This is a genomic window from Clostridium sp. X (genome assembly GCF_055755365.1).
Map to the genome: position 1 here is coordinate 436,615 of NZ_CM146912.1, position 17,497 is coordinate 454,111.

18 protein-coding genes are annotated in these 17,497 nt (G+C 29.7%); 7 read left to right on the forward strand and 11 right to left on the reverse strand.

Annotated features, from left to right (window positions below):
* The first annotated feature begins 35 nt into the window (after positions 1 to 35).
* Positions 36 to 1,154, forward strand: a complete 1,119-nt coding sequence (locus tag ACX0KU_RS02150; RefSeq protein WP_472991281.1) for a glycosyltransferase family 4 protein — start codon at positions 36 to 38, stop codon at positions 1,152 to 1,154.
* A 54-nt stretch (positions 1,155 to 1,208) separates the two neighbouring features.
* Here ACX0KU_RS02150 and ACX0KU_RS02155 read toward each other — a convergent pair whose 3' ends face one another.
* From ACX0KU_RS02155 to ACX0KU_RS02190, 8 genes are all read right to left on the reverse strand, one after another.
* Positions 1,209 to 2,087: a DMT family transporter gene (locus tag ACX0KU_RS02155; RefSeq protein ID WP_472991282.1), complete on the reverse strand. Its 879-nt coding sequence runs from the start codon at positions 2,085 to 2,087 to the stop codon at positions 1,209 to 1,211.
* Positions 2,088 to 2,224: 137 nt separating this feature from the next.
* Positions 2,225 to 4,753 (reverse strand): DUF5050 domain-containing protein, encoded by a 2,529-nt coding sequence (locus tag ACX0KU_RS02160; RefSeq protein WP_472991283.1) that lies wholly within the window; start codon positions 4,751 to 4,753, stop codon positions 2,225 to 2,227.
* A gap of 274 nt (positions 4,754 to 5,027) precedes the next feature.
* A complete protein-coding gene (queC, locus tag ACX0KU_RS02165; RefSeq protein WP_472991284.1) occupies positions 5,028 to 5,687 on the reverse strand; it encodes a 7-cyano-7-deazaguanine synthase QueC in 660 nt (219 codons plus the stop codon).
* A 31-nt stretch (positions 5,688 to 5,718) separates the two neighbouring features.
* Positions 5,719 to 6,309, reverse strand: a complete 591-nt coding sequence (gene folE / locus ACX0KU_RS02170) for a GTP cyclohydrolase I FolE (protein WP_472991285.1) — start codon at positions 6,307 to 6,309, stop codon at positions 5,719 to 5,721.
* A gap of 2 nt (positions 6,310 to 6,311) precedes the next feature.
* Positions 6,312 to 6,977 (reverse strand): putative 7-carboxy-7-deazaguanine synthase QueE, encoded by a 666-nt coding sequence (queE, locus tag ACX0KU_RS02175; RefSeq protein WP_472991286.1) that lies wholly within the window; start codon positions 6,975 to 6,977, stop codon positions 6,312 to 6,314.
* A 1-nt stretch (position 6,978) separates the two neighbouring features.
* Complete coding sequence (queD, locus tag ACX0KU_RS02180; RefSeq protein ID WP_472991287.1) at positions 6,979 to 7,410, reverse strand: 6-carboxytetrahydropterin synthase QueD; 432 nt, start codon at positions 7,408 to 7,410, stop codon at positions 6,979 to 6,981.
* 17 nt (positions 7,411 to 7,427) lie between these two features.
* On the reverse strand, positions 7,428 to 8,189 hold the full coding sequence (locus ACX0KU_RS02185; RefSeq protein ID WP_472991288.1) for an acyl-CoA dehydratase activase: 762 nt from the start codon (positions 8,187 to 8,189) through the stop codon (positions 7,428 to 7,430).
* A complete protein-coding gene (locus tag ACX0KU_RS02190) occupies positions 8,177 to 9,187 on the reverse strand; it encodes a 2-hydroxyacyl-CoA dehydratase family protein (protein WP_472991289.1) in 1,011 nt (336 codons plus the stop codon). Before ACX0KU_RS02190 ends, ACX0KU_RS02185 begins: the two co-directional genes overlap by 13 nt.
* Positions 9,188 to 9,526: 339 nt before the next feature.
* Between ACX0KU_RS02190 and ACX0KU_RS02195 the strand changes: the two genes are divergently transcribed.
* The 6 genes from ACX0KU_RS02195 (at position 9,527) to ACX0KU_RS02220 (ending at position 12,845) form a co-directional block, all read left to right on the forward strand.
* A complete protein-coding gene (locus tag ACX0KU_RS02195) occupies positions 9,527 to 10,330 on the forward strand; it encodes a lipid II flippase Amj family protein (RefSeq protein WP_472991290.1) in 804 nt (267 codons plus the stop codon).
* 195 nt (positions 10,331 to 10,525) lie between these two features.
* Complete coding sequence (locus tag ACX0KU_RS02200; protein ID WP_472991291.1) at positions 10,526 to 11,140, forward strand: dienelactone hydrolase family protein; 615 nt, start codon at positions 10,526 to 10,528, stop codon at positions 11,138 to 11,140.
* A gap of 67 nt (positions 11,141 to 11,207) precedes the next feature.
* On the forward strand, positions 11,208 to 11,441 hold the full coding sequence (locus ACX0KU_RS02205) for a hypothetical protein (protein WP_472991292.1): 234 nt from the start codon (positions 11,208 to 11,210) through the stop codon (positions 11,439 to 11,441).
* A gap of 69 nt (positions 11,442 to 11,510) precedes the next feature.
* A complete protein-coding gene (locus ACX0KU_RS02210) occupies positions 11,511 to 11,975 on the forward strand; it encodes a hypothetical protein (protein WP_472991293.1) in 465 nt (154 codons plus the stop codon).
* 125 nt (positions 11,976 to 12,100) lie between these two features.
* Positions 12,101 to 12,355, forward strand: coding sequence for a TfoX/Sxy family protein (locus ACX0KU_RS02215; protein ID WP_472991294.1), 255 nt, complete (start codon positions 12,101 to 12,103; stop codon positions 12,353 to 12,355).
* A gap of 22 nt (positions 12,356 to 12,377) precedes the next feature.
* Positions 12,378 to 12,845 (forward strand): DUF6688 domain-containing protein, encoded by a 468-nt coding sequence (locus tag ACX0KU_RS02220; protein WP_472991295.1) that lies wholly within the window; start codon positions 12,378 to 12,380, stop codon positions 12,843 to 12,845.
* A 171-nt stretch (positions 12,846 to 13,016) separates the two neighbouring features.
* Here ACX0KU_RS02220 and ACX0KU_RS02225 read toward each other — a convergent pair whose 3' ends face one another.
* From ACX0KU_RS02225 to ACX0KU_RS02235, 3 genes are all read right to left on the reverse strand, one after another.
* Entirely contained in the window at positions 13,017 to 15,767 is a 2,751-nt protein-coding gene (locus ACX0KU_RS02225) for a YhgE/Pip family protein (protein WP_472991296.1), read from the reverse strand.
* A gap of 182 nt (positions 15,768 to 15,949) precedes the next feature.
* Complete coding sequence (locus ACX0KU_RS02230) at positions 15,950 to 16,516, reverse strand: TetR/AcrR family transcriptional regulator (RefSeq protein ID WP_472991297.1); 567 nt, start codon at positions 16,514 to 16,516, stop codon at positions 15,950 to 15,952.
* 175 nt (positions 16,517 to 16,691) lie between these two features.
* Positions 16,692 to 17,444, reverse strand: a complete 753-nt coding sequence (locus tag ACX0KU_RS02235; RefSeq protein WP_472991298.1) for an ATP-binding protein — start codon at positions 17,442 to 17,444, stop codon at positions 16,692 to 16,694.
* Positions 17,445 to 17,497: the final 53 nt, after the last annotated feature.

Consider the following 17,497-nt stretch of genomic DNA (forward strand, 5'->3'; position numbering starts at 1 on the left):
TGAATATATAGGGATTATTTTAAGGAGAGGATTAAATGAGAATAGCAATTGATGCTAGAGGTATCAATTGGTATAAGGGTACTGGAATTGGTACTTATACAGACAATGTGGTTAAAAACCTACTAGAATTGTATAAAGATAATTACTATAGACTTTACTGGTCAGAAGAAGTTAATGATTGCTATAAGAGAGATAATGTAGATATAATTTTTACCTCTAAAAAGCATCCAAAGTTTTTTGAACAAAATTATTTTTATAGTGATTTAGAGAGAGAATCAATGGATATATATCACGTTCCTCAAAACGGAATCGGATTAAATACTGATATACATTGTAAAAAGGTCATAACAGTTCATGATTTAATTCCTTATATTATGCCTGAAACTGTTGGCAATGGATACTTATTAAAGTTTTTAAGAGAAGTTCCTAATATTATTCAAAATGTAGATGGCATAATAACCGTATCCGAATATTCAAAAAGGGACATACTCAGATTCTTTCCTATAGATCCAAATAAAATATTCGTAACTCCTTTGGCTGCTGATAGCATATATAGACCTTTAGATAAAGACTATTGTAAAAATCTTCTTAAGTCTAAGTATAGTTTAGAAAAACCATTTATACTTTATATTGGTGGGTTTAGTGCTAGAAAAAATGTTAAAGCTTTGATAAACTCTTTTATAAAAATAATCTCAAATACTAATGAAGATTATAACTTAGTTATTGCGGGTGCAAAAAAAGACTTAGGTGAATACCTAAGTAGTGAATATTCTTATTTAGCTTCTAAAATAATCTTCACTGGATTTATACCTCAAGAAGAATTGCCTGTTTTCTACAATGCCTGTGAGGTTTTTGTATACCCTTCCTTGTACGAAGGATTTGGATTACCCCCTCTAGAGGCTATGAGCTGTGGAACCCCTGTAATTACTTCTAATGTTACTTCTATTCCTGAAGTAGTTGAGGATAGCGGATTACTTATTAATCCATACAGTGAAGATGAATTAACACAGTCCTTAGAAAAACTACTAAATGATGAAAGTCTTAGGAAAAATTTAAGTGAAAGAGGATTAAAACAAGCCTCTAAATTTTCTTGGAAAATAACTGCCCAGAAGACTTTCGAAGCCTATGAACAAATTTGTCTAAATTCAATATAAAAAAAGTTTACAGTAACTCTGCTGTAAACTTTTTTTATATGTTATTAACTATAATTAATCCTTAATTTCTAGCTGTACTACTCTTTTAGGTAGCTTTATATTAATTACTACCATACCGAATAAGATTAATAAACATCCCATTAATGATTTTCCACTTAATGTATCTCCTATAAAAGTTGAGAAAATAGCACTAAATACAGGTTCCATCAAAAATATTATAGCTGCATGAGTAGGCTTTGTATATGGCTGCATCTTATTCTGAACATAGTAAGCGTATATAGAGCAAAATATAGCAGTAAATATAACTGAAGAAACAGAAAACTTATTAACTGGAAACTTTAATCCTTCGAAAATTACTGCGGGAATAAATGACAAAATTCCTACAACAAACATCTGTAGAAAGCTTATTAAAACTATGTCCACATCTCTTGCATACTTATCAACGAATATAATTTGAACTGCAAAAGCCACAGCCGAAATTAGAGTAAGTAAATCTCCAAAATTCATACTAACATTTGTATCTAAGGACATTACACTAAGTCCTATTACTGAAAAAATTACTCCAGCAACACTTTTTGCGTCCGGCATCTGCTTATAAACTAGAGCCATAAAAAAAGGTACAAAAATCACATTCATTCCAGTAAGAAAACCAGACTTACTTGGAGTTGTGTATACGAGTCCTACGATTTGAAGAATGCACCCTACAAAAAGAGGAAATCCAATAAACAATCCTGCTTTTAATGTTTTTTTATCAATAGTTTTCAGCCTCTTAAAAACTACAAAAAGTAGGATTAATGAAGCAGCAAGGTACCTATAAGCCAAAAATGTATATGGTCCTGTCTCCTTTAATGCTACACTCATAATAGGGAAACTTGTCCCCCATACCAGCGTTACTGATAATAACGCCAAATCTGCTTTTAATTCTTGTCTCAAATTATTTCCCCTCTTCCTTATAAAAATGTTAAGAGGCTGCCTCTTAACATTTACACTTGACCATATTATTATACACTAAAATAAGTGCCTGCCTCTACTATTTAGAGGCAAGCACTTGTTCTTAACATTGTATTTTACTAATTCTCTTGAGTTTCCTCTACAACTTCAATTGCTTCCAAAACTGTATCTTCTCCACTTGTTGCTGTAGTTTTATAAAGCTTAAATTCATCTTCAGTATTTGCGTAGTATATATTATCTCCAATAATACTATAGAATACAGCTCCATGAGAAATTACAGCTGTCTTAGTTGTTCCTGCAAGGTTTATTTTATATAGGTGCCCTTCTGTTTCTAAATCAGTATAGTAAAGCCATCCATTTTGTACATTTAAGAACATACCAGACTGACCCATCATTGCTACTTTTCCTGTACCATTAGTTTTTATCTTATAGATTTTAGCGTCTTCTGCATTTGAATAGTAAATCCATCCGTTGTCCACACTTATAAACCCTGCAACTTCATCACTAACTTTAGCTCTTCCGCTTCCATCAGTCTTTACTTTGTATATTTTACTATCTAAATTATTTATATAATATATATATCCATTATCTATATTAGGATTTAAAGTTTCATCACTATTTAACTTAGTTCTACTTGTTCCATCAGTTTTAACCTTATAAAGATTAATTGTTTCATCTGAACTATTTGTATAGTATATCCAGTCTTTATCTACTATAATTTGCTCTGCAACATCATCACTTAATTTTGTTCTTTCTGTTCCATCTATTTTTATCTTATATAGCTTTCCTTCATCAGAAAGATTACAGTAGTATAGAAAGTCTCCTACAATATTAAGATACATTCCATTATCATCACTTACTTTAGTTCTGTTACTTCCATCTTTTTTTACTTTATAAAGTTTTCCATCATCATTATCACTTAAATAATAAATCCATTCATCCTTTTCTACAACAATACCTAAATTCATTATATTACCTGCTGAATTTCCTCTACCTTCAACTACAGTTAACTCTAACTCAGCTTTACCTTCATATCCCTTAACAGTTCCTTCAAAGCTAAATACACCAGTTTTGCTTGTATTAACTGTTCCATTCCAAATAACTTGTTTATTAGCTGTTGTTCCATCTTCAAAGGTAGCTTTAATACTTTGCGGCAGGGTATAACTGTCACCTTTAAATACATTTGCAGTTAAATTCTCTATACTAGTAATTTTCTTCATCTCAGAGTTTACATTAATAACTTTTAACTTCCATGCATCATATTGAGCAGAAGACTTAGGATTTTTACCCCATATATCAACTACATAAACTCCTGGCTTAATACTGCTTAAATCATAGTCAATTTTATCTCTATAATCAGTTAAGCCTGTTAACCATACATTATTTGTTACATCATATAAATGAAGCTTATATTGAACATTTGAAACATTATTAACCCCACTGATTAATAAATTATCATTGTTTGCATATTCTAACTTGTCTATTATCATATCATCCTTTAAATGAACTCCTGTGCTTTTAACCACATTAAAGGTAAAAGGATGAGCATAATCATAACTTCCGTATTGATTGCTGAATTTTCCTTCAACACCAACTCTTTTTACTCTTATTGCAAATCTATAATAATCCGCTTTCATATTTAACTTACTAATATCAAAAGTAATTACTTCTTTTGCATCTACTGGTTTTGTCCAGCCTTCTACTGTATCTTCATTTTCTATAAGCTTCCAATTATTACCCATTGTAGTTTTACATGTATAGAATAACTGATACTGTACTTGTCCACTATATTCCTTAGAAGTTATGAAAAATTTATTATTATCTCCTTCTACAAAAGGAGAATGATCTAAAGATACCATTCCTATTTGGGGATACTCTTCTTCTACTATATTTATAGTTTTTAATTTCCATGCATCATATTTAGAATTAGATTTATCGTCCTTTGCCCATATGTCAACAATATATGGACCTGGTGCAAGATTTCTTAAAGAATAACTAATGTTACTGCTATAATCAGTTAAATTCTCTAACCATTTATTATTCTTAACATCATAAAGATGAAGCTTATACTTTGTAGTATCAGCAGCTCCAGTAACTCCAGTTATATTTAATTTATCACTTTGAGTATATACAGTTTTATCTATTTGCATATCTCCATTTAAGCTTGAAGGAACACTTTTAACTACTGAAGATGTGAAAGGATAAGCGCTATCATATTCTCCATAAGCATTGCTGTATTTTCCCTTAACCCCTACTCTTTTAACACGAATTGCAAATCTATAATACTCTTCTTTAAGATTTAAGCTCGTTATATCAAATTCAATAGGTTCTTTTGCATCAAATGCTCCTGTCCAACCATTAGTTGTTTGAGCATTATTTATCAATTCCCACTTATCTCCCATAATTCCTTTAGAAGTGTAGAAAAGTTGATATTGAACCTTTCCCGTATAATTCTTAGTTGAGATAAAGAAAGAATTCCTATCTCCTTTTACAAAAGGATGATGATCTAAAGAAGCAATTGCTACTTGAGGTATAGCTTCTGCAGCACTAGCTTTTGTAGTTAAAAGGCTTGTACCAGAAAACATAGTTATAAATATATTAAAAACTAAAAATACAATTCCACTTTTAAGCCATGGGCTTTTCTTCATATGTTTTTCCTCTCCTTATAATATCTAATGTATACTCTTATACACTGACAATTTAAATTTGTAAACAAAGTGTTAATTAAGCTAAGGATATTCTAACACATACTATTTGTATAATCTAACTGCAATTAATTCCTATTTTTCCTCAAATTACCACGGAAATTCAGTACTATTTATTCAAGCTTTGTATAAAACAAAATGCACTGATTCAAGAACTGTTACTTCATGTATCAATGCATCAAATTTACTTCTATAGAATTATTATATCAGGTTATATCTATAATAAATGTTTCTTTTTAAACTCTAAGTACCCATTTTTCCTTAGTTTGCAAGCTGGGCATTCTCCGCAGCCATTGCCTCTTATTCCATTATAACAAGTTAAAGTTTCTTCTTTAACAATATCAAAGGCACCTAAATCATAAGCCATTTTCCAGGTTTCTGCTTTATCTATCCACATTAGTGGAGTAAAAATTTCAAACTGATAATCCATAGATAAATTTAATGTAACATTCAAAGACTTTATGAATACATCTCTACAGTCTGGGTATCCACTAAAATCACTTTGAGACACCCCTGTTATTATTTTATTTATTCCTCTTTGCTTTGCAAAAACTGCAACAAAGGTTAGAAATAATAAGTTTCTTCCATCAACAAAAGAGTTAGGGAGTCCCTCTTTCGGTGCACTTTTATCTACATCTATATCTTGCCTTGTTAATGAATTTGGCGCCAATTGATTTAATAAGTTTAAATCCAGCATATGATGCTCTATGCCATGCTTTTTACATATATCCTTTGCACACTCTAACTCTAACTTATGCTTTTGATTATAATCAAAAGATACTGCTATAACTTCTTTAAATTTTTTCTTAGCCCAAAATAAACAGGTTGTGCTATCTTGACCACCACTAAATACCACTACAGCTTTTTCTTTATTCATTTATTACTACACCCCTAAATTTTTATTTTAGCTATTTTGTATAAAGCATCATTAATTTATTATTTAACATTGCATCAGTATTAAACTTTCCTCTTAAAGTAGTAGATATTGTTTTAGTTCCTGGTTTTTGTATTCCTCTAGCAGTCATGCATCCATGCTCTCCTTGTATAATAACTGCTACGTCCTCTGAATCAGTTATCTTTTGCATGATTTCTGCAATATCAATTCCAATTTTTTCTTGAAGTTGTAGCCTCCTACCAACCATATCCGCTATTCTAGCTATTTTACTCAGTCCAATAACTTTTCCATTTGGTACATATGCCACTGCCACCTTCATATTATACATTAATGCTAAATGATGTTCACAATAGCTAAATATCTCTATATCCTTCATAAAAATCATATCATTTGAGTTCTCTTCTATAGTTAAATCATCCTCAAAGGTAGTATTAAACATATTTGCAATTTCATCATTAGTAAAACACATTCCTTGAAATACTTCCTCATACATTTTAGCAACACGTCTTGGTGTATCCTTTAATCCTTCTCTATCTGGATTATCACCTAATGCTACTAAAATTCCCTTTATATGTTCTTCAATTGCTTTTATATCGATTGCCACAATTATACACCTCTTTTACTTGGTTCCCATATAACTTTATGAAGTTGAACCTGTAGATTAACCCCGTTCATTTTATGCTTTTTCATAAACTCTACAATATCATCTAACTGAATTTCTCCAAATACAGGACTAATATAAATACTAGTTTTATCTATAAGATTATATTTATCTACTATATATTTAACTTTATCTAAGTCTTTAGTGCTACCTGATACAAACTTAACTGTATCTTTCATAGTTAAATAACTAAAATTTTCTACTAACATTTTCTCTTCCATATTACTTGATGGAAGCTTATAATCCATAGTGAAACTTGGTGGATTTTCTATTGTAGCAAACTTATTAAGAAATACACTTCCATTAGTCTCTATTTCAACATGAAGTTCTCTATCTTTAGAAAGAAGTTCTAACAATTCTATTATTCCTTCTTGAAGAAGAGGCTCTCCTCCAGTTAATGTTATATTTTTAACACCTGTAGATTTAATATATTCATATATTTCCTCTGTAGACATTGACTTATAAGCTATATTTTCTTCATTAGCCCACATAGTATCGCAATAGCTACATTTTAAATTACAGCCTGCAAATCTTATGAATACAGCTAATTGTCCACAACGCTGTCCTTCTCCATTAATACTAACAAACTTTTCAACTACCTTAAAATTCATCTTAACTCGCACCACTTTCTTCATACACAGCACTATTAGTAGGTGTTTCGTAAACTGTAGCTCTCTTTACGCTATATCCTTTATTCTTCATCTCTTTAAAGAAATGTGCTGCAAAATTTTCTGCTGTTGGTCTAAAGTTTACTTCTATTACTCTAAATCCATCTTCTAATATACAACCTAGAGTCTCTTTTCTCATAGTTCCACTTTCAATTATTAAGGCATGATCGTAATAGTCTGCCATAGCCTTAACATCTGTTTTTAAATCTCCAAAGTCAATTACCATACCATCAAGTTGGCCACTACTTACTAAAGTTTCTGATTGTACTTCAATTTCAACCTTCCATCTATGTCCATGAATATTTGCACATTTACCTTCATATCTAGCAAGAAAATGAGCACTATCAAAACTGTGTTCTGCTTTTAAAATGTACATATCTCTTCCCCCTAAATCTATCTGAGAATCTTGCTTCCATAATAACAACAACCAATGGCTCCATTAAATTGAGGCTCTTCTACAGATACTATTTCTTCATAATCTTTTTTTAGGTATTCTCTTATTGCAATATTATTTGCAACACCACCTGTTAAAACTAGCTTTTTACCTCTAAATTTATTTAGAAGATTCTGTAGCCTCTTATATAACGAGTAGTTCACTCCTGAGCATAGTCTTTCAATACTTATGCCTTCAGCTATCTTTCCAATAAGTTCTGATTCAGAAAATACCGCACAAGTTGAATTTAACTCCACAGGATTTTCTGAGTGCTTACTCATTTCATCAAGAGATATTTCAAGTACGTTTGCCATATTCTCTAAATATCTTCCACAAGAAGCCGCACATTTTTCATTTAGCTCCAAATCTGTAGTAACACCCTTTTCCACTTTAACAACCTTAACATCTTGACCACCTACATCAAGAAGTATAAAATCCTTTAAATGAGTTTGATAAATTGCTCCATAAATATGGGCTTTTATCTCATTTATTGGAGTGAAAAGTTTTAAATCAGTATTATTTTTTCCATATCCTGTAGACACTGCTCTATCAACTTCACCTATAGAAAGCTTTTCTAAATCAACAACTACCTTTCCATCGAAAGTACAGTAGTCTCTATAAAAGCTCATTGTGCTTATTTTTTTCTTCTCTACTATATTATTATCTTCCATTAAAACAATCTTAACTTCTCTACTTCCAAGATCTATTCCTAAAATTCGCATCTTTCAGCCTCCTTTAAATCAAGAAGCATATCTAGAAAGGCTTCTAATCTTAGCTTAGTTCTTGCATCTAATGTATTTAACTTGTCTCCTTCAATATTTAAAATCGGAATATCTAATTGACTTTTAAGCACTATATCTTCAACTGCTCTATGACAAAAGGCCTGCGTATAGTGAATTATGCCATCTAGCTTTCTCTCTTTGATTTGCTTCTTTAATTCCGTAATTCTAAATTTTGTATCATATGGATAAGTATAATCATAATATTGTTCAAATATATTTAAAGCTTTATCTCCCCTTGGAAAAGCAAACTCTCTTTGAACCTCGTTGTATACAAAATGAGCATGGAACTTTTCAACAAACTCATATATATCTCCAGTCATTGGAGGAACACCTATATATCCTAATCTTAATTTCTTATTTATTGGCTCTCTCTTCTCTATATTATGGATTGTTTTTTTAAGATCATCTTCAAATACATCAACATCACCATTAAAATCACTCAAACTTACCTGATATAGATGATTCTCAAAACCAGTAGCTTTATTCTCTGCATATGTAAGTTCATCTATTTCTTTGCCTAGTTTTCTAACTTCATTTAATCTTTTTCGAACTCTCTCAACTTCTGCCTCACTTACATTAAACATATCCATAAATTTTTTAATTTCACTTTCTACTTCTTCTAGCTTACGACCATGTGGAAAAGAAAATGGATAAACCTTTATACCTTTTAATTCAAGAACCTCAACAAGAGCCTTAGTGTTCGAACAATCTCCACCTATAACTCCTACTATTTCTTCAATATTTTCTTCTAAACAAACTCCATAGAGTCCTTTTATCCAAGCACATAAGCTTTTGGGAAATCCGTCTCTCTCAGCTATATCTATATATTTTAAGTAACTTTCTGAAGTTATAAAAATATTATTTAAATCTACTGGTGTATATCCTGCAGCAATTAAAACTTCAATGGGTACTGTTGTTGTTAACCCTATCTTTTTCATTGTATTTCTCCTTACTCTCATAACTAAATAACCACAATTTAATAATTTTTTGCAAAACAAAAAGGGCGTACGCCCTCCATAAACAAAAAAACTACCTAAACCCGTAGTTAGTCCTAGTTTTGTTTATAGACAGGATGGTTACGAACTGTCTTTATTCTTTTTTCATCTATCATTATATTCTATAAAATGCTGAAAATCAATGATTTTGGAAGAGTAATTTATCTTCAGTTTCATTCCTTATAATTGAAATTTATGTTATATTTACTATATAATTAAAGTATAAATTAGCAAATACTTGTAGATTTTTGGGAATCTAACCATTATAAAGGGAGAAGCAAAATGCCTAAACAAATAATAATAGTGTTAATTCTTACATTTATAATTTATGTAATTTCAACTCTATCCTATTCAGTAAGAATTGTTGGGGTAAGGACAGGACGAATAGCAATATCTTTTGCAGTATTTAATATATTTGCCTTAATCTCTAGAACTGCAAATAGTATTCAAGCCCCATTAATGGCTAAAACAATTGAAAGTACCATAAAAACAGGAAACCCTGAGAATTTATTGTACATATTTAGATGGATAATATTTTCTACAACCTTAGCAACAATTACAGGTGCCCTTCTAATGCCAACATTTATTAAGGTATTTGGAAAAGCTGTTGAATCATTTAGCATTTATCGTTCTATACCTAGATTATTACTACATGGTTTCTCTAAATCAGGAATAGAGCAGTTTAAAAATAGCGTCACAAAACCTAAAAAAGAGAATCTTCAGCAATTAAGAAGTTTTAACCTGATACCTAAGAAGATTATTTTACTTAATACAGTAGCTTTTGCAGTATCAACTGTGGGTATTTTGGCATCACTATATGCAGGATGTTTAAATCCAGAATTAAGAACTACTTGTAGCACCTTATCAGCTGTAGTAAATGGTTTCTCAACAATACTTATGTTTATTTTCATAGACCCATTCATCTCTATGCTAACAGATGACGTGATAAAAGGAGACTGTAGTGAATTACATTTCAATAGATGTATAATTTTCATCGTAGGAGGGCTAATATCTGGTACTATTTTAGCTCAATTTTTATTAGTTCCAGCAGCTGAGCTGATATCTTCTGTAGCTAAGTTAATTTAGAAATAAAATGGATAAAACAGAAAGAAACTATAGCAAATAAGGAAGCATCCCAATATACAGATGGAACCTTTGAATTTGTTGCATATAATTTATCTTTATCCGAATCAACAAAAAAAGATGTTATGAATTAATTAACAAGTATATGACAGAATGACATAAAATGTGGAGTAAGCAAATAAAGAGGGAGTGTAGCACTTGGATAAAAGAGCTGTTAAGAATAATAAATTAATAATATTGCTTCATGAAATATATGGAGTAAATAATCATATAAAATTCATAAAAACCACTATTGAGAAATTTGGATATGATGTTATATGCCCAAATATGATTAATAGACAGCCTTATAGCTATTCTGAAGAAGTTGAAGCGTACAATCATTATATAGATGATGTAGGATTTGAAAGTTGTTTTAATAAGGTAAAAAAATTAATTGATAACAATAACTCTGTATATGAAGAAATTTATGTTATTGGATTCAGTGTAGGTGCTACAGTAGCATGGATATGTAGTGAGCTAAATATAAATGGAGTTATTTGTATTTATGGTACAAGAATAAGAGACTTTCTAAAAGTTAATCCAAAATGTCCAGTTCTTACAATCTTTGCAAGTATGGAAAAGTCATTTGAAGTGGATAAAATTGTGAATGAACTTGAAACAAAGAATAATATTCAAGTTATAGTTATACAAGGAAGACATGGTTTTGCAGATCCATTTTCTAATTCATATGATAGTGTATTATTTAAACAAACTATAAATACTATTATAAATTTTTTAAATAGTAATATTAATAAGGAGCTTCAAAGTTTATAACAAAAGTCAAGGTTAACTAAAGTAAGCAATTTACTAATAGTAAATCGTGAAATTAGGAGGTATTCAAATGAAGTTTTGGAAAATCACTTTATCAACTATATTAGCTATACCGATATTCATCTCAATCTTGAATATCAAGAGCAATTCTAATATTTATGATAGTATTAATACCATAACCCCTACTGTTTTCTATAGGGGGATTTCTATAATTTCAGCATTGATTGTGTTACTCTGTACTGTAATAATAATTTGTACATTCAATATCATAAAAGCAATAAATAATAAAAATAATAAAATCTAGATTGCCATTGGCAGTGAACCATAAGGATTCAAAATATTATGAGGTTGCTTGTAAGGAGGTCATTATATTATGACTATTACTAATCTAATAATTCCACTGTTTTTTATTGCAATTATTTTAAAACAGTTACGATATATGAAAGAACTAATAATACCAATAAGAAAAAGCTATGTAGAAATTATCACTGTATTGTTTGGTGTAATTATTTTGATGTGTATTATGTATTTTTATGCAAATATTTGGATTCATTATGTAATAGGAGTATTAGGTATTTTTATGTTTGCAAGCATATGGATTAAACAAGGAATTAGTTCAAAAGGTTTTATATCAATGTATAGATATAAAGAGATTATATTATGGAATGAAATTGAAAAAGTTATTGTAATCAGTTCAAAGAATGTAAAGATTAATGTATCAGGTGGTTTTATGCAACAAGCATTTGACTTTAAAATGAGTGATTACAATAAAATTATTACTATCCTTAAAGAAAACTTACCTAGCCAAGCACAGTTGCAAACAATCTTCAATAAATAAGTATATAATCAATTTTCTTTAGTAACCAGTTACTGGTTATTTCAAGAATTTCACATCATAAGATTCTTACATTACAATATTTTAAAGAGCAATAAAATTTTTGATTTTAAAAGGAGGCAAACCCAGTGGGAGAATTAAGTAAACTTATTAATATAGGTAATAATTTAGAAGCGCAGCTTAATGAAATTGGAATAGAAACATTTGAGCAATTAAAAGAAATTGGAAGTACACAGGCTTGGCTAGATATTAAATCTATAGACAATTCAGCTTGCATTAATAGGTTATATGCTATAGAAGGAGCAATAAAAGGAATTAGATGGCATAATCTTTCAAATGAAGTAAAAAATGAATTGAAAGAATTTTATAATACAGTAAAATAATTATAGAAGGTGAATTATATAAATGTTAATATTTATTTTATTAATCTTATTTGGATTACCACTATTTCTTACTGTTGCTAACATTACTAAATTAATTTTTATATTCACAAATAAATCTATGAGCCAAAATTTTGTTAATATTACTGATTTTCTTACAATGTCATGCGGCATAATTTTCTCAATAATACTATTAATTATAATTAACTTTAAAGATTACACCGAGCCTATACTAATATCTATAGATATGGTAAGTGTTCATTCTCCTGTAGCCTCTTGGCATTCCCCTACTATTTTCTCTTTATTTATAATCGGAATTATTGGATATACTGTTTTAAGATTAAAGAAAACAACACTTCCACCGCTACAAACTGTACTCATGTTTTCTTTTATGTTTATTGGAATATTTATAAGTTCATTATGGATTATTCAGCTCTCAAATAATTTTACTGACTTATTGATTGTTTGTTTAATTTTATTTCCACTCCAATAGTTAACTCTCAGCACTAGCTAATTGAAAGTTATATCATTTTAAAATGATATAAGCCTCTGTGGACCTATCACAGAGGCTTTATAAAAAACTCTTCCTAAACACTTGTTTTTTTTAAAGTTATCTTCACTTAAATCAAATCTAATTGCTGAAGCTATTTGAAATTTTTTATATTTAGATTGTTAATTCTATTTTATCTTTTATTCTTTCCTGTACCTTATCTGCATGCCCTTTCATTATCACTGAAATCACTATAAATCCTATCATAATCCCTATAAGAACTATTGTATTTTGAGAAAGATTAGAATAATTTACTCCTGAGATTATTTCTCTAAGACCTCCTATTGCATACGTAAATGGCATTATAGGATTTAATACTTTAAAAAATCTAGGCACAAGCTCCAGCGGGAAAGTTCCTTCTGAGGATGTTAATTGTAATATAAAAAGTACCATTGCCAATAATCTACCTACCTGACCTAATAAATATATCAAACTTTGCATTATAGATATAAAAACTAAAGACAATAGTATGTTAAATAAGAAATATAATGGTACATTAGCTGGCTCTAATCCTAATATTAATACGACCACACTAACAAATACAGCTTGAAGTATTCCTATAAATCCATAGGATAAAAACTTTCCTAGAACCACAAATCCAGGACTTGCATCTATGTCTTCATCTACCTTATCTGTTATGATAAAAAACATTAAGAGTGTACCAACCCATAAAGATATAGCAATAAAGTATGGAGCAAACCCAGTTCCATAGTTAGGTACATGGTTTGTTGGTTCTTCTATAATCTCCATAGGCTCTGATACAAATTCTCCTGTTTCCTTACTGCTAACTTTTAAGTTATTACTAATTTTAATAGAACCTTCTTTTAACTTATTGCTTAACTCCTTTGAGCCATCATATAATTTATCCACTCCAACTGCAAGCTCTGGCATATTACCATTTAATTCATTTAATCCAACAGTTAGTTGTACTGAACCATCCTGTAATTGACCTACCCCAATTTCTAAAGCATTAGAAGCTTCATATAATTTATTAACTCCACCATTTAATTCTGGCATAGCCCCAATTAATTGCTGAGCCATAGCTATATTATTATCATTTAATGCATTCTGAGCTACTTCCAAGATTTTTTCATTATTCTTTAAATCCTGTTTGATTTTTAATAATTGCTGCAATAACTGTGGTGAGTTTTTTATACTCATTAATTGCTCTTCTGTTAATTTGCTCTCTATATCTGTAATTATGGGTTTAGCCATTTCTAAGTCCATTTGTAATGCTTCTATTTTAACAATTGATTTTTTTACATCTGATGTATTTAAAAGCTGTAAAATCATCTTAACACTTGCTAAATTTTGTGCATTAGAGTGTAAATCCTCTTTCATTTCTAAAAGCTGTGGAAGTAATTTATTTAAATACTCTACATTTTCTACACTTAATGCGGTCTTAATTCCCCCTATAAGCTGTGAGTTATCTTTTATATCCTTTTGAACAATTTCTAAGCTTGAAATATTTTTTGACACTTCATCCATAGTAGAAACTACATTTTTCATATTGTGTGAAGTATCTGAGGTTAACCTATCGTATCCTTCAACTATTGATGTAAGTTCAAGTTTTTCTGCATCAGATAAACTACTATTAGTACTTATAGCCTTCTGAACTTTTGCTTTATGCTTATTAAGTTCTTCAGCAGTGGATATAAATTTTTGTGATGCTATCTGCTGATCTTTTAAAAATTTGCTCATACTATTAAGATCAACTGTTGTTAATGCTTCTGCTTCATTAAGAATTTTTGTAAGCTTATCTGCATTACTTAATAATCCTATAAGTGGCTTAATTTTATCTACATCTACTTTTGATAATGCTTCTGTATCATTTATTAATTTACCTATATTTTCAACATTCTTTGTTTCTGTAATGTCTTTAAGTGCTGGCATATTCAACAATAGATTTGCCTTTTCTATATCAATAGTTCCAAAATCTTTTATGGTTTTATCTACAATTAACATATTTTCTTTTGTAATTAATGATGGTATTATCTGCAGAGCTGATGTATCAGCTCTGCTTAGAACTTCAGCATCCTCCATTATTGTCTTAACACCATCAATATTTTCCTTTTGTAATACTCCTTTTAATTCTGGATGTTTTAAAAACTCTAAAGATGCGCTATCTACTGTTGTTTTAAGTTGCCCTATTCCAGTACTCATTTTAGGAAGTTTACCTTGTAATTGACTAAGACCCTCTGTAAGTCTATTTGACCCATCATAAAGCTTAAGCGTACCATCTTGCATTTTAGGAATACTATTTCTTATAGTTCCTATACCCTCGTATATTTTTGAACCCCCATCAGCAGCGCTTACCATTCCGTCTTTAATGTCATAAAGATTATCAAATGCTATTTCAGTGAAGTTACTTGTAATATTTTTCGTTATATCTTTTTTCAACTCTAAAGCAACTCTATGATTAATTTGAGATGCCAAAAAATTCTTTTTCTCATTAGCTATATAATGTATTGAAGGTTTTTCAAGTTTTCCCTCCTTAGCATTAGCTATTTTCTGAGAAAAGTCTTCTGGAATTATAAACACAGCGTAATACTTTTCACCTTCTAAACCTTCTTTTGCTTCCTTAGCATTTGAAACAAAATCCCATCCTACCTTTTTATTATCCTTTAGCCCTTCCAAAATGTCATTTCCATAAGTCACTTCTTTATTATCAATTATGCTTCCTTTATCTAAATTCACCACAGCAACAGGCATTTCATCAAGCTTACTGTAAGGATCCCAAAAAGCAGAAAGATACAGCAAGCTGTATAAAAGTGGTACGATTATAATTGCTATAATTGATACTCTTATAAATCTGTTTCTAAATATATTAAAAATATCTCTTCCTGCTATCTTTAAGAATTTCATTAAACCACCTCTTTATTTAATTTGTTATACAGATATTTATACTGACTAGTCAGTATAAATATAACTCTTTTATTTTTATATGTCAATACTTCTCAGTAAACAATTATACTATGGTAAAATTAAAATAACTTAAAATCACCTTTTTAGTGACTTTAAGTTATTTTGTTAATATTATATAAATTTTAATTTGTCATTCCTTTTAATAAATAATCGGTTAAATTTTCTATTATCTCATCCAAATTTATTGTGTCTTCATTAATTAGTTCATATACAATAGTTGAACATAATGCTCCAAAAAAAGTATACGCCTTAAGAGAAGTACTTCCATTTTTAATAATTCCTTTTTCCATTGCTTCACTTAAATATTTTTCTATTAGCATAATATAATTTTGAACTATGTCACGAAGCTCCAATTGCCTTAATTCAGTCCCCCAGAGTTGACTTATTATGACTTTAAAAAAATCCCTATTTTTATACACTAAATCTATTTGTACCTTGCATAGAATTTTTAACTTTGATACAATATCTTCCTCATTATCAACATTCTTTTGGACATTCTCTTTTATTTTATTCATACCTTCTTTTACTATGTACTTAAAAATTTCTTCTTTACTTTTAAAATGATAGTATAATGTGCCTTTTGCCACTCCTGCCATTAATGCAATATCATCCATAGTAGCTCCATTATATCCACTAGAAGAAAAAACCTTTATAGCTGCTTCAAAAATAGCATTTTTAGTTTTACTCATGTAGTTATCACTCCAAATTTTTTATACTGTATAGTATAATTTATTTGTTTTTATTATACTGGTCCATTACGCAAAATACAAATTTTTGTTTAGTATCATACGCCTTATTTTTTCATATTAAAAAGCAACCACTTAATGTAGTTGCTTTTTAACGTGACAAAATCGACTTTTACACTTATATATTATTTACTATATTTCCACTAGGATCTATTGTAACTTCACTATATGGAACAATAGTATTTGCCTCTAACATAGCTCCTTTAACTGAGTTTACAATTCCTGTACAGCAAGGTACTGACATTCTTATAACCTTTATGCTTCTAATATTATTATTTCTTAATATCTCTGCTAATTTTTCTTTATAGAATTGATTATCATCAAGTTTCGGACAACCTATCATTGTAATTCTATCTTTTATAAAATCTTTGTGAAAGTTAGCATATGCGTATGCTGTACAATCTGCTGCAATTAGAAGGTCTGCCCCTTCTAAATACTGTGCTTTCGTATTTATAAGTTTTATTTGAACTGGCCATTGTCTTAGCTCTGAAGTATTCTCTGATGAATCTCCACTTACTTGTATTTTAGCCACTTGAGTTTCTTTCGGTTTTTGTATAGGTTCTCTCTTAATCATCTTTGCCATAGTTCCCGGACAACCACATGGCATATCTCCTACTTTTTCTTGTTTCTTTCTCTCTTCCATTCTTCTCATTACCTCCTCTTCATTATATTCTGCTGCTTCTCTTTCTATAATCTTTATGGCATCTGTAGGACATCCTGGTAAGCAGTCCCCTAACCCATCACAGTATTCATCACTTATTAATCTTGCTTTTCCATCTACCATCTCAATAGCACCTTCATGACAAGCATTCACACAAATTCCACATCCATTACACTTTTTCTCATCTATAGTAATTATTTTTCTTTTCATATCATAATACCCCCTAATAAATATTATTCCCTGTTGATTTATTAACTTTATTA

Coding starts and splice junctions, on each gene's coding strand:
- ACX0KU_RS02150 (WP_472991281.1), top strand. CDS start 36: ATGAGAATAGCAATTGATGCTAGAGGTATCAATTGGTATAAGGGTACT.
- ACX0KU_RS02160 (WP_472991283.1), bottom strand. CDS start 4,753: ATGAAGAAAAGCCCATGGCTTAAAAGTGGAATTGTATTTTTAGTTTTT.
- queC (WP_472991284.1), bottom strand. CDS start 5,687: ATGAATAAAGAAAAAGCTGTAGTGGTATTTAGTGGTGGTCAAGATAGC.
- queE (WP_472991286.1), bottom strand. CDS start 6,977: ATGAATTTTAAGGTAGTTGAAAAGTTTGTTAGTATTAATGGAGAAGGA.
- queD (WP_472991287.1), bottom strand. CDS start 7,410: ATGTACATTTTAAAAGCAGAACACAGTTTTGATAGTGCTCATTTTCTT.
- ACX0KU_RS02185 (WP_472991288.1), bottom strand. CDS start 8,189: ATGCGAATTTTAGGAATAGATCTTGGAAGTAGAGAAGTTAAGATTGTT.
- ACX0KU_RS02190 (WP_472991289.1), bottom strand. CDS start 9,187: ATGAAAAAGATAGGGTTAACAACAACAGTACCCATTGAAGTTTTAATT.
- ACX0KU_RS02195 (WP_472991290.1), top strand. CDS start 9,527: ATGCCTAAACAAATAATAATAGTGTTAATTCTTACATTTATAATTTAT.
- ACX0KU_RS02205 (WP_472991292.1), top strand. CDS start 11,208: ATGAAGTTTTGGAAAATCACTTTATCAACTATATTAGCTATACCGATA.
- ACX0KU_RS02210 (WP_472991293.1), top strand. CDS start 11,511: ATGACTATTACTAATCTAATAATTCCACTGTTTTTTATTGCAATTATT.
- ACX0KU_RS02220 (WP_472991295.1), top strand. CDS start 12,378: ATGTTAATATTTATTTTATTAATCTTATTTGGATTACCACTATTTCTT.
- ACX0KU_RS02225 (WP_472991296.1), bottom strand. CDS start 15,767: ATGAAATTCTTAAAGATAGCAGGAAGAGATATTTTTAATATATTTAGA.
- ACX0KU_RS02230 (WP_472991297.1), bottom strand. CDS start 16,516: ATGAGTAAAACTAAAAATGCTATTTTTGAAGCAGCTATAAAGGTTTTT.
- ACX0KU_RS02235 (WP_472991298.1), bottom strand. CDS start 17,444: ATGAAAAGAAAAATAATTACTATAGATGAGAAAAAGTGTAATGGATGT.